Annotated in this window: 8 protein-coding genes; 2 read left to right on the forward strand and 6 right to left on the reverse strand. The window is 74.9% G+C overall.

What is annotated here, in order from left to right:
• Positions 1-290 precede the first annotated feature (290 nt).
• Complete coding sequence (locus tag ACQPZO_RS16735; protein WP_433342027.1) at positions 291-1,949, reverse strand: FAD-binding dehydrogenase; 1,659 nt, start codon at positions 1,947-1,949, stop codon at positions 291-293.
• Positions 1,950-2,086: 137 nt separating this feature from the next.
• Between ACQPZO_RS16735 and ACQPZO_RS16740 the strand changes: the two genes are divergently transcribed.
• The gene (locus ACQPZO_RS16740) at positions 2,087-3,280 is read left to right on the forward strand and encodes a helix-turn-helix domain-containing protein (RefSeq protein ID WP_433342029.1); all 1,194 of its coding nucleotides are present in this window, start codon (positions 2,087-2,089) and stop codon (positions 3,278-3,280) included.
• 205 nt (positions 3,281-3,485) lie between these two features.
• Here the strand turns inward: ACQPZO_RS16740 and ACQPZO_RS16745 are convergent, their stop codons facing one another.
• From ACQPZO_RS16745 to ACQPZO_RS16765, 5 genes are all read right to left on the reverse strand, one after another.
• On the reverse strand, positions 3,486-6,371 hold the full coding sequence (locus ACQPZO_RS16745; RefSeq protein ID WP_433351041.1) for a hypothetical protein: 2,886 nt from the start codon (positions 6,369-6,371) through the stop codon (positions 3,486-3,488).
• Between the two features lie 86 nt (positions 6,372-6,457).
• The gene (locus ACQPZO_RS16750; RefSeq protein WP_396672815.1) at positions 6,458-7,570 is read right to left on the reverse strand and encodes an ATP-binding protein; all 1,113 of its coding nucleotides are present in this window, start codon (positions 7,568-7,570) and stop codon (positions 6,458-6,460) included.
• Between the two features lie 12 nt (positions 7,571-7,582).
• The gene (locus tag ACQPZO_RS16755; protein WP_433342031.1) at positions 7,583-8,965 is read right to left on the reverse strand and encodes a VWA domain-containing protein; all 1,383 of its coding nucleotides are present in this window, start codon (positions 8,963-8,965) and stop codon (positions 7,583-7,585) included.
• Positions 8,962-10,377 (reverse strand): hypothetical protein, encoded by a 1,416-nt coding sequence (locus tag ACQPZO_RS16760; RefSeq protein ID WP_433342033.1) that lies wholly within the window; start codon positions 10,375-10,377, stop codon positions 8,962-8,964. The genes ACQPZO_RS16755 and ACQPZO_RS16760 overlap by 4 nt, the downstream gene beginning before the upstream one ends.
• Positions 10,377-10,880, reverse strand: a complete 504-nt coding sequence (locus ACQPZO_RS16765; protein WP_433351043.1) for a hypothetical protein — start codon at positions 10,878-10,880, stop codon at positions 10,377-10,379. Before ACQPZO_RS16765 ends, ACQPZO_RS16760 begins: the two co-directional genes overlap by 1 nt.
• A 385-nt stretch (positions 10,881-11,265) precedes the next feature.
• On the opposite strand from ACQPZO_RS16765, the gene pgi reads away from it, so the two are divergent.
• Positions 11,266-12,900: a glucose-6-phosphate isomerase gene (gene pgi / locus ACQPZO_RS16770; RefSeq protein WP_433342035.1), complete on the forward strand. Its 1,635-nt coding sequence runs from the start codon at positions 11,266-11,268 to the stop codon at positions 12,898-12,900.
• Positions 12,901-12,941: the final 41 nt, after the last annotated feature.

A 12,941-nucleotide genomic window follows, 5' to 3' on the forward strand; every position in this document is an offset into this window, starting at 1 on the left:
CTCGGTGCAGGTCGGGGGTTCGTGCACCTGGGCGTGACCGGACCCCGCGCGCCGGGTGGGCGGCGGGGTCCGGCGGCGTCCGGAGGGGCGCCGCGACGTTCGTTCCAGGAAAGCAAACACTGACATGCGTCTATTCCCTGGTCAATATCCATTCCGGTCATACTCCGCGCCGATTCCCCGATCGCGGCGCGGCGTCGGAGCTGCCCGCCGCCGGCGGGTCGCGCGGCTCGGGACGGTCAGGCGGTCGCGGCCGGCCGTCAGGCGGTCACGGCGGTCAGGCGGTCGGGCCGTCAGGCGGTCGCGGCGGCCACGGCGCGTCCGGCGGTCCGGCCGGAGAAGAGGCAGCCGCCGAGGAAGGTGCCCTCCAGGGAGTTGTAGCCGTGCATGCCCCCACCGCCGAAGCCGGCCACCTCGCCGGCCGCGTACAGCCCGGGCAGCGGCTGCCCGTCGGCCCGCAGCACCCGGCCGTCCAGGTCGGTGTGCAGCCCGCCGAGGGTCTTGCGGGTGAGGATGTTGAGCCGGACGGCGATCAGCGGCCCGGCCGACGGGTCCAGCAGCCGGTGCGGCGGGGCCACCCGGATCAGCCGGTCGCCCCGGTACGCCCGCGCGCCCCGGACCGCGGTGACCTGGGCGTCCTTGCCGAACGGGTTGGCGATCGCCCGATCCCGGGCCTCGACGGTCCGCCGCACCTGCGCGACGTCCAGGCTGGGGCCGCCGTCCGGGGCGACGAGGTCGTTCATGCCGGTGACCAGGGCCTCCAGCGTGTCGGCGACGACAAAGTCCGCACCGTGCTCCAGGAACGCCGCCACCGGGGCGGGGATGCCCGCGCGGGCCCGGTCGACCACCTGCCGGATGCTGCGATTGGTCAGGTCCGGGTTCTGCTCCGAGCCGGAGAGCGCGAACTCCTTGGCGATGATCTTCTTGGTGAGCAGGAACCAGCTGTGGTCGTGGCCGGTGGCACGCAGGTGACGCAACGTGGCGAGGGTGTCGAAGCCGGGGAACAGCGGCGCCGGCAGGCGTCGCCCGGTGGCGTCCAACCACAGCGAGGACGGCCCCGGCAGGATCCGGATGCCGTGCTGCGGCCAGACCGGATCCCAGTTGCGCAGCCCCTCGACGTAGTGCCACATCCGGTCGGGGTTGATCACCTGCCCGCCGGCGGCCTCGGTGATGCTGATCATCCGCCCGTCGACGTGCGCCGGGACGCCGGAGACCATCCGCTTCGGCGGGGCCCCGAGCCGGGCCGGCCAGGCCGCCCGGACCAGGTCGTGGTCGCCGCCGATCCCGCCGGAGGTGACGACGACGGCCTGCGCCGCGTACGCGAACTCGCCGACCTCGACCCGGGAGCTGGGCGCGCCGCGCGGGGCGTCGCTGGGCTCCAGCACCGCCCCGCGTACCCCGGTGACCGCGCCGCCGGTGGTGACCAGGTCGTCGACCCGGTGCCGGAAGCACAGCCGCACCCGGCCGGCGTCCACCGCGGCGCGCAGCCGGCGGGCGAACGGCTCGACCACCCCGGGGCCGGTGCCCCAGGTGACGTGGAACCGGGGCACCGAGTTGCCGTGCCCGTCCGCCGCGCCGCCGCCCCGCTCGGCCCAGCCGACCACCGGGAACAGCCGGTGCCCCATCGACCGCAGCCAGGCCCGCTTCTCCCCCGCCGCGAAGTGCACGTACGCCTCGGCCCACCGGCGCGGCCAGTGGTCCTCCGCGCGGTCGAACGCGGCGCTGCCCAGCCAGTCCTGCCAGGCCAGCTCCACGCTGTCGCGGACGCCCATCCGCCGCTGCTCGGGCGAGTCGACCAGGAACAGCCCGCCGAACGACCACCACGCCTGCCCGCCGAGGTTCTGCTCCGGCTCCTGGTCCAGCAGCAGCACCGTCCGGCCGGCGTCGGCCGCCTCGGTGGCGGCGACCAGGCCCGCCAGTCCGGCCCCGACAACGATCACATCCGCGTCCATGCCGGAACCCTACGAACCATGGTGCCAAAATCGGTGGTACGCCGGCGCAGGATCGGCCCCGGCGTTTGTCATCCGGATGACAAGAACTGCGGCTGTGGGTGCCGCACATCGTCGGCGGATCGGGAGGGCAGGCGACCGTGGCGGACACCCTGGAAGAGCTGGAGCCCCGCCTCGCCGGGCTCCCCCGACACGTCGGCGAGCACCTGCGGGCGGTCCGGCCACGGCTGCACGAGGAGACGCTGCGCAGCGTCCGGGCCACCATGCGGGCCCAGGGCCGCTCGCTGACCGGCGGGCAGGGCCGGGGCCTCGCCCTGGGCGTGGAAACCGCCGTCGACGCGTTCGTGGCGGCCGTCGCCGACCCCGGCCGGTCCCTCGCCGACACCCGGCGGGTCTTCCACGACCTCGGCCGCACCGAGTACCAGGAGGGGCACCGCGTCGACGCGCTGCGCTCGGTGCTCACCGTCGGCGCCCGGGCCCTCTGGGCGTTCCTGGTCGCGCCCGAGCGGCCGGACCGGCTCGCCGCCGACGAGCTGTACCTCATCGCCGCCGCCCTGTTCGGCTACACCGACACCCTCGCCGGGGCCGCCGCCGAGGGCTACCTCGACGAGCAGCGGGACGCCGCCCACGACTGGACCGTGGTCCGCCGCCGGCTGATCACCCTGCTCGTCCAGCCGGACCCGCCCGGCGACACCGCGCTGCACGCCGCCGCCGAGGCCGCCCGGTGGCCGCTGCCCGGCACCGTCGCCGTGGTCAGCGTCGACGGCACCGACGACGAGCACCTCGCCCGCGCCATCGGCGGCGGCGCGGTGGCCACGGTCATCGACGACGTGGTCCGGATCGTGCTGCCCGACCCGAACGCCCCGGGCCGCCTCGCCCATCTGCGTCGGGCGCTGACCGGCCGACGGGCGGCCCTCGGCCCGACCGTGCCGCTGCGGCAGGCCCGCACGTCGTACCGGCTGTCCCGGCGGGCGCTGCGCCTGCAACGGGACGGCGTGCTGCCCGCCGACGGCGTGCTGGACTGCGACGCGCACCTGCTCACCCTGCTCACCGTTTGGGAGCCGGGGCTGACCGACCGGCTCGTCGCACGGGCGCTGGCGCCGCTGGCCCCGCTCGGGCCGGCCGCCCGGCGCGCCCTCGCCGACACGCTCGCCGCCTGGCTGGACAGCCAGGGCCAGGTGGTCGAGACCGCCCGGCTCCTGCACACCCACCCGCAGACCGTCCGGTACCGGCTGCGTCGGCTGCGCGAGCGGTACGGCGCGCAGCTCGACGATCCGGACGCCCGGCTCGCCCTGCACCTCGCGCTGCGCCACCACCTCGGCCGCCGCCCCTGACCGCCCCGCCGCTCCGGCCCTGGCCAGCCGGGCCGGGGCGGCCCGCCGTGGTCAGCCGGGCCGGGGCGGCCGGCCCTGGTCAGCCGGGCCGGGGCGGCCGGCCCTGGTCAGCCGCCCCGGGGCTGCCAGCCGTGGTCAGCCTGCGCCGGAGCGGGCCCTGGTCGGCCAGGGCCGGAAACTGCCGGCCCTGGTTCGCCGGGTGGGGTCAGCGGGCCGGGGCGAGCAGGGCCTCGACCTCGGCCGCGGTGGCCGGATGCGCGGCGAGCAGGGCGACCACCTCCGGATCGACCGCCGTCCCGTGCCCGGTCGCCGGCTCGCCGACCCGCCACTCGCCGGGGCAGCCGAGCAGGTCGGCCACGGCGTCGCAGGTCGCCGGGTGGCCGACGAGCAGGTCGACCACCGGCCCGGCCGGGGCGGACGCCGACGCGGCGGCGGGCGACGCCGCCGGTCGGGCCGCCCACGGCGGCACCCACGCGTCCAGGGCGGGCAGGGTGGCGGGGAACGTCCGGCCGGCCTCGCGGACCAGGGTCGGCACCAGCTCGCCCGCCTGCTCGCGCAGGGTGGTGATCAGCGTCGGCAGCCAGGGCAGCAGCACCGGGTCGGGCAGCCGGGCGAACGCCGTGGACATCAGCTCGACCACGAACGGCGCAAGGCCGGGAACCGGCTCCAGGGCCTGCACGAACCCGCTGAGGTACTGCGGGAACGCCGGCACCACCAGCGGGTTGGCCAGCAACTCCACAGCGCGGGCCCGCAGCTCGGCCAGCGGCAGCAGGCCGAGCTGGTGCTGGGCGGCCCAGTGCAGCGCCACCCGGGCCGGTGCCTCCGGCCGGGACTGCCGCACGGCCAGTTCGAGCTGGGCCCGGTCGCAGCCGAGCGCCAGCGCGAGGCTCTCCATGCCGAACAGGAAGCCCAGCATGGCGGCCACCTGACGGACCCCCGCCTCGGCGTCGACGAACGCGGTGGGCAGCAGGGTGCAGTAGTGGGCGTAGCCGGTGGTGACGAAGGCCGCGCACCAGGCCGGCAGGTCCGGCTCGGTGGCCCGGTAGTGGGCCAGCAACCGGCGGATGCGGCGCAGCACCTCCGGGGCCTCGTCGACGGTCCGCTCGGCGGCGAGCAGCTCCACGGCGCGGGCGCCCAGTTCGTCGACGAGCCGGCGGCCGTCGAGCAGCAGGATCGCGTCCTCGACCGCCTCCAGCGCGACCGCCGCGGTGGCCTGCGGCCCCCACGCCCGGCGGCGCAGCCGCTGTTCGAGGACCTGCTCGACGGTGACGCCCTCGTAGCCCAGCTCGATCAGCGCGCGCTGGTGCCGGCCGAGCGCCAGGTCCCAGCTCTCCTGCGTCGAGCGCTCCCCCAGCCGCCGCTCGCCCATGATGGGGCGGACCGCGTCCCGGGGCAGCAGGTGGCGCAGCCGCCACAGCAGGTCGGAGCAGGGGGCCACGGCCGGCTGGCCCTGGAGGTCCAGCAGGGCCCGCTGGATGGTGCGCTTGTCCAGGTCGAGCCCGAGCGGGGCGAGCCGGTCGAGCACGTCGCGGGCCAGCGGCGGCAGGGCTTCGTAGCCGACCTGGCCGATCCGGTCGCCGCCGAGCAGGATCTCGCAGAGCCGGCGGACGTCCCGCCGGCCCGGCACCACGTCCTTCTCGATGCAGGTCACCGCCGCGTCGGCGAAGTCGTACGGGGTGGGGCGGGCCCGGTTACGCAGCCCGGCGAGCAGGATCGACGTCTCGAACACGGCGATCGCGTCGGCGGTGCTGGCCAGGTACCCGTTGCGCCGCGCCAGCCGGACGATGTCCACGCACCAGCCGCGCAGCTCCGCCTCGTCGAGGCCGTCGAGGACCGGCGGGCGGGCCAGGAAGCCCGACAGCCGGTCGGTCACCGGCTCGTCGGCCACCGCGACCGGGGCGGCGGCCCTGCGGGAGCGCCCCTTCGCGGGCTTGCCGCCCTGCTGGCCGGCGAGCCGGAACGGGACCGCGCCCGAGCGGGACACCGCCTTGGCCCAGGTCGCGGCGGCGATGGACACCGAGCCGGGCGCCAACCCGAACTGCGCCTCGATCGCCGAGTGGCTGGACGGGATCAGCCCGTACAGCCAGCGGGTGGCGGTGCGCGGGCTGATCTCGTACGAGGTCGCGTCGGGGCCGGTGCCGAACTGCGCGACGGGGCTGGCGGCGTGGAACGCGCCGCAGACGTACAGGCAGTCGGCCGGGTCGGCGCCGGAGGCGGCCAGGTGCTCCCGCATCCGGGTCCACATGTAGCGCTCGCGCTCCTCGTCGCGGTCGAGCCGCTCGGCGTCGGCCGGGCGCAGCCGCCGGAACAGGCTGCCGATCAGCACCATCACCTGGCGGTACGTCTCGTGGTCGGCGCCGACCAGGGGCTGCTCGACGTACTGGTCCCACCACTCCGACCAGTGCCGCACCTTGCCGTGGTGCAGCAGGTACGCCTCCAGTTCGGCGAAGCGGGGCCGCAGGTCGCCGATCTCCACGCCGACGGCATCGCCGTGTAACGCCGCCTCCTCCTCGTGGGTCGCCGTTGCCTCCTGCGGCGCCCCGTCGGCGGGGCCGCCCGCCTCGCCCCCGCCCCCGGCGGGGTCCCGGGGCGACCACTGGAACACGTGGTCGACCGAGCGGTCCACCAGCACCAGCTCCACGCCGGGGGTCTCCAGCGCGTACGCGATGGCCTGGTACTCCGCCGACGCCTCGGTGATCGGGGCGACGACGCTCAGCGGCGCCCACTCGACGGGGAACCCGTCCAGCTTCGAGGCGAACGCCTGCACCGCCACCGGCAGCCGGCAGTTTCGCAGCTCCCCCAGCAGGGGTTGCAGATCCTCGCACAGCTCCAGGTAGATGACCTTCGGCCGCTTCGCGCGCAGCCGGCGCACCATGGCCAGCGCGGAGGCCGGCGAGTGGTGGCAGACCGGGAAGATCTCCAGCCGCTCGCCGAGCGCCCGGTCGACGTCGTCGACCATCCCGGTGAGGATGCCGGCGAGCGCACCCGGGCTGCCGGCGAACGTCTCGGCGGCGTCGGTGAGCTGCTCGCGCAGCCCCCGGAACGCCCCGGACGCGGCACCGGCGGCCGGGGACCGGTCCCCGCCGGGCACGGTGGTCTCGGCCGGAGACCCGGCCGGTGGGGTCGCGCCGGAGGGCGGTGGTGGGGTCGCGCCGGGCGGCGCGGTCGTCGGGCCGGTCACGACAGGTTGGCGATCGCCTGGCGGCCACCGTCGAGGAAGCCCTCCCAGGAGCCGCCGTCCTTCTTGGCCCGGGGCTCCACGACGCCGTGCAGGTACTTGTTGAGGATGGCCAGGTCCTCCGGGCTGCGCCGGGCCAGCGAGCCGACCAGCGAGCCGGCGAGAGTCGCGGCGCTCAGGGTGCGGTCGCCGAAGAACTGGCTGTGCAGGATCGCGTCCTCCAGCACGCCGATCTGCTCGGCGGTGGACAGCGCCGACTCCAGCTTCTCGTCGTCACTGGTGGCCGAGGCGGCGGCGGCCCGCAGGTCGGCGAAGCTCTGCAGCAGGATGTCCAGCAGGGTGGGCGGGACGTCCAGCTCGATGCTGTGCCGGCGCAGCAGCTCCTCGGTGCGGAACCGGACGATCTCCGCCTCGCTGCGCTTGTTGGTCACCACGGGGATGCGGACGAAGTTGAACCGCCGCTTCAGGGCCGAGGACAGGTCGTTGACGCCCCGGTCCCGGCTGTTGGCGGTCGCGATGATGGAGAAGCCGGGCTTGGCGAAGACGATGTTGTCGTCGTCCAGCTCGGGGATGGAGACGTACTTCTCGGACAGGATGGAGATCAGCGCGTCCTGCACGTCGCTGGTGGAGCGGGTCAGCTCCTCGAACCGGCCGATCACCCCCTGCTCCATCGCGGTCATGATCGGCGAGGGGATCATCGAGTCCCGGGACTGCCCCTTGGCGATCACCATGGAGACGTTCCACGAGTACTTGATGTGGTCCTCGGTGGTGCCTGCGGTGCCCTGCACGACGAGGGTGGAGTTGCCGCAGATCGCGGCGGCGAGCAGCTCGGCCAGCCAGCTCTTGCCGGTGCCCGGGTCACCGATCAGCAGCAGGCCCCGGTCGGAGGCGAGAGTGACGATGGCCCGCTCGACGAAGCTGCGGTCGCCGAACCACTTCTGGGCGACCTCCCGGTCGAGCCCGTCGGCCCGCTCGGAGCCGAGCACGAACAGCCGCACCATGCGGGGACTCAGCCGCCAGGAGAACGGCTTCGGGTCGGTGTCGACCGACTCCAGCCAGGCCAGTTCCTCGGCGAACTTGACCTCGACGGGGGCACGCAACATCTCGGACATGTCAGGGGTCTCCTAGGTGAGGAAGTTCTTGAGCTCGAAGACGAGTTTGCGGATGTGGCCGGAGATGACCGGGGTGCCCAGGTCCTTGAGGCGCTGGCGGAACCAGGGGTTGACGATCTGGCTGCCGGAGCTGTTGACCGAGCCGACCGGGATGAACTTGACCCCGGAACGGTGCACCGCCTCGATGCCGTCGAACAGCGGCTGCGAGCGGTTGAACTCGTAGAAGTCCGAGATCCAGACCATGACGGTGTTGCGCGGCTCGACGATCTTCGGCCGGGCCATGGCCATCGCCACCGGCCCGTCGTTGCCGCCGCCGAGCTTGGTGCGCAGCAGCACCTCGAACGGATCATGCACCCACGGGGTCAGGTCCAGCGCCCGGGTGTCGTACGCGATGAGGTGCACGTCCACCTTGGGCAGCCCGGCGAAGATGGACGCCAGGATGGTGCAGTTGACCATCGAGTCGACCATCGAGCCGGACTGGTCGACCACCACGATCAGCCGGGCCGGGGTGGTGCGCCGGGCGGTCTGCCGGTAGTAGAGCTTGTCGACGTAGAGGCGCTGGTCCTCCGGGCTCCAGTTGGTGAGGTTCTTCCAGATCGTGCGGTCCAGGTCCAGGTTGCGGAACACCCGCTTCGGCGGCACCGACCGGTCGATCGTGCCGACGCTGGTCTGCTCGACCTGGGTGCGTAGCACCTCGGCAACCTCGTCGACGTACCGACGGATCAACGCCTTGGCGTTGGCCAGCGCCACCCCGGACAGGTTGGACTTGTCCCGCAGCAGCTGCTCGATCAGCGACATGCTCGGGGTGAGCTTCGCGGCCAGCCTCGGGTCGGCGAGCACCTCGCGCAGGTGCATCCGGCGCACCAGGTCGCCCTCCAGGCCGGCCAGCACGCCACCCAGCCCGCCGCCGGCCCCGGCCTGCCGGCGCAGCTCACCCGGCTCGCAGCCGAGCGCCCGCTCGAACCAGCCGGCGTCCGACTGCCACCGGGCGAGCTGACTGGCGCTGACGCTGCCCCCGCCCGTGGCGAAGACGTTGAGCAACAGCTTGGACACCAGCGCCGCCCGCCGCACCTCGGACTCCCCCGCCGCGGCCGACTCGTCGTCCGCCGGGGTTGGCTCGTCGTCCGCCGGCTGGTCGGGGGTGAGCAGGCCGTCCAGCTCGTCGGCGAGGCCGGGAAAGCGCTGGACCACGGTGTCGACGGAGACCGACGGATCCAGCAGCGCGGCCGGCAGGCCGAGGTCGTCGACGACGGCCACGCTCGCCGCCTCCAGGGACGGCTGCTCATCGGCGGGGTCGAAGAGCCGGGCCAGCAGCCGCCAGTAGAGCACCTGCCGACGGTTGGCGTCGGCGTTCACCTGCGCGCCTGCACCGGGCGCCTCGGGGGTCGCGCTCATCGGCGCAGCAGCCGTCCGGCGCGTTCCCGCAGCACGGCGACGGAGTCGCCGGCCTTCGCCTCGGCCTTGGCGACCTTCGGGTCGGTGGGGCCATGCGCCCAGTCGCCGTTGTGCGCGGCGACCGTCGATCGCTTGACCGTGGCCTGCACGGCGAGCGGCTGCACCGTCCACCGGCCGTCCCAGCGCAGCAGCCCCAGGCAGGCCGTCGAGGCGGCGACCAGGGCCGGGGTGAGCGGGCCGCAGGCCGGCAGCCGGTCGACGTCCACCGCGATTCGTTCCCCGTCAACGGTGAACCGGAGGCCGCCGTCCTCGCCGGTGTCGACGGCGTACCCCTCCAGCAGCACCGGCTCGCCGACGGCGACCGGGTGCCGGCCAAGCGGCGGGACCGGCGCGGCGACCGCGGTGGGCAGCAGCACCCGGGCAGTGGCGAACGGGTCGGCCGACTCGCCGGGACGGGCCTGCCCGTCGCGCCACCACAGGTCGCCGCCGGCCAGCGGAAGGTCGGTCACCTCCAGGCTGCGGTGCTCGGCGAGCGCGCCCAGCAGGACCGGGTGGTCGGTGAGCAGCCGCCACAGCGCCGGCCCGACGATGGTGTCGACCTTGGCGGCGGCGACGCCGGTGCGCACGAGGCGGGCCGGGCCGCCGTCGGCCGGTTCGAGGACGGCGTGTGCCTGCACCTGGACGGCGGTGGCGTGCTCGTGCACGTCGACGCCGAGCACCAGCAGCCGCCCGGAGACGGTCTCGACGCCGGCGGCGGACGGGTCGGGGACGCCGGCGGCCTCCTGGGCGAGCAGCACGGCGCGGGCCCACAGGTCGGCCCAGCGGCGGGCCGGCACGGCCGGCATCGTGGCGACCGGGCAGGACGCGCGCAGCTCGGCGGCCAGGCCGTCGAGGAGGACGGCCAGCCGACGCAGCGCCGGGACGGCGAGGATCGCCTCGATCGGCCGGCTGCCGGCCGCGACCAGGTCGTGGTCGACGCCGCGCCAGCCGGTGATGGCCAGCTCGGTCAGCCAGGACCGGGCGGCGGACAGCGGGGCCGCCGCCTCGGCGGGCGGCGGGCCGGTGGGCGGGGTCGGCTGCGCGGCGCGTTCCCGGCCGAGGGCGGCGTCGGCCCCGGCGAGCAGGGCGTCGTGCGCCGCGCCGAGCAGGGCGGTGCGCGCCCCGGCCAGGGCGGCCAGGTGCTCGTCGGCCGGCGACCCGGCGGTGAGCTTGGCGACCGCCTCGGCGACCCGGTCGCCGAGCGGGGTGGCGGCCAGGGCGGCGACGAGGTCGCCGAGCGCGGCGGCCTGCGCCTCGCCCACCCGGGCCAGGCCGGCGACGAGCGCGTCGTCGAGGCCGGCGACCAGGTCCAGGGCCGGGGCGAGGCCGGCCGGCGCGGCGTCGCGCAGCGCGGTGAGCTGGGCCCCGCGCATCAGCGGCCCGCCCCGGTCGCCGGGAACCAGTGCAGCTCGGGCAGCGGGCCGTCGGCGGCCGGCAGTTCCAGGTAGGCCAGGTGGCGCAGGAACCGGCTGAACACCACCGCCGCCGGGGTCGGCTCGTGGTGGCCGTCGAGCCGGCGGGCCAGGTCGGCACCGGTCTGCACCCCGTCGGTGACGTCGATGCGCAGGTACCGGCCGACGCGCTCGACCCCGTACTGGAGGACGGCCTCGTCGAGCAGGGCGTGCAGGTGCTTGCAGGGCGCGCCGCGCAGGCCACCGCAGGGCCGGTTGTTGTTGGTGGAGCAGTTGAAGCCGTGGCTGCCGGCCGCGATCGAGGAGACGTAGACCCGCTCGATGTCGGAACCGCTGGACACCACCCCCTGCAACCGGCCGTCCGCCAGCTCGACGAAGGGGACCTTCGCCAGCTTGCGGGGACGCACCGCGGGCAGCACCGGCGCGAGGCTGCGCCGCTCCCACGGGACGTGCTCCGTCTCCAGCACCTACGACCTCCGCACCCGGTGCGCCCGCGGGCGCACCGACTCCGCGCCGACGACGGGCCGGCGCACGACAAATGGGGGTGACGGGCGCGACGACCCGCCGGAACCGGGCCCCACCGGGCGCCGCGTCCTGAGAAAGATCTTGCCTCAGGGGTACGACAGGAAACGCGGGCCCCCGGGGGAGGACCGGCGCGCCGATGCGGGCCAGTACGCCCTGCGTCCCGGCGCGGTGCCGACCCGCCGGCCGGGGCATCGCCCGGGTGGCCTGAGTCGGCCCGGGGTGCGACACGTCCCGGCTGGTGGCAATCTGGCCCGGGCGGGCCGGCACGCACAGTACGGTGACGGCCGCGCAACGGTTGAGCAGGTGCGGGAGGAGAGCCGGAGAATGGCCGAGGAGATCACCACCACCGACGAGTGGCGGGCGCTGGCGGCGCACGCGGAGAAGGCCCGGGACGCGCACCTGCGCGACCTGTTCGCCGCCGACCCGGACCGGGGTGAACGCCTCGCCGGTGAGGTGGCGGACCTGCACGTCGACTGGAGCAAGAACCTCGTCACCGACGAGACGCTCACCCTGCTCGCCGCCCTGGCGCGGCGGGCCCGACTGACCGACCGGATCGCCGCGATGTTCTCGGGCGCGCCCATCAACGCCACGGAGGACCGGGCAGTGCTGCACACCGCGCTGCGCCGGCCGCGGGACGCCTCGCTGAGCGTGGACGGCCGGGACGTGGTGGCCGACGTGCACGAGGTGCTGGACCGGATGGGCGCGTTCGCCGACCGGGTCCGCTCCGGGCAGTGGGTCGGGCACACCGGCGGGCGGATCCGCACGGTGGTCAACATCGGCATCGGCGGCTCCGACCTCGGGCCGGTCATGGCGTACGAGGCGCTGAAGGCGTACCGGGACGCCGGGATCTCCTGCCGGTTCGTCTCCAACATCGACCCCACCGACATCGCCGAGGCGACCGCCGACCTGGACCCGGCGAGCACCCTGTTCGTGGTGGTGTCGAAGACGTTCTCCACCCAGGAGACCCTGGCCAACGCCCGGCAGGCGCGCGACTGGCTGCTGGCCGGCCTCGGCGGCGACGAGTCGGCCGTGGCCCGGCACTTCGTCGCGGTGAGCACCAACGCCGATCGGGTGCGGGACTTCGGCATCGACCCGGAGAACATGTTCGGCTTCTGGGACTGGGTGGGCGGCCGGTACTCGCTGCCCTCGGCCGTCGGGCTGTCGGTGATGCTGGCGGTCGGGCCGGAGCGCTTCCGCGAGCTGCTGGGCGGCTACCACGCCGTCGACGAGCACTTCCGGACCACACCGGTGGAGCGCAACGTGCCGGCGCTGCTCGGGCTGCTCAACGTGTGGTACACGAACTTCCTCGGCGCGCAGACCCACGCGGTGCTGCCGTACTCGCAGTACCTGAACCGCTTCCCGGCGTACCTGCAGCAGCTCACCATGGAGAGCAACGGCAAGTCGGTGACCCTGGACGGCACGCCGGTGTCGTACGACACCGGGGAGATCTTCTGGGGCGAGCCGGGCACCAACGGCCAGCACGCCTTCTACCAGCTGATCCATCAGGGCACCCGGCTGGTGCCGGCGGACTTCATCGGGTTCAGCCGCCCCCGGCACGACCTGGACGACATGCACGACCTGTTCATGTCGAACTTCTTCGCGCAGACCGCCGCGCTGGCGTTCGGCCGGACCCGGGAGCAGGTCGAGGCGGAGGGCACGCCGGCCGAACTGGCGCCGCACAAGGTGATGCCGGGCAACCACCCGACCACCTCGATCACCGCCGCCGAGCTGACCCCGGCGGTGCTCGGCCAGCTCATCGCGCTGTACGAGCACATCGTGTTCACCGAGGGCGCGATCTGGGACATCAACCCGTTCGACCAGTGGGGCGTGGAGCTGGGCAAGGTGATGGCCAACCAGCTCGCGCCGCTGCTCACCGGGGACGAGGCCGACCTGTCCGGGCTGGACTCGTCCACCCGCGCCCTGATCGCCCGGTACCGGGCGCAGCGGCACACTGACTGATCGTCACCGCCGTCCCACCTGATCGGCCGACGCCCGCAGGG

This window comes from Micromonospora sp. CA-111912, from assembly GCF_050948415.1.
Classification (GTDB): Bacteria; Actinomycetota; Actinomycetes; order Mycobacteriales; family Micromonosporaceae; genus Micromonospora.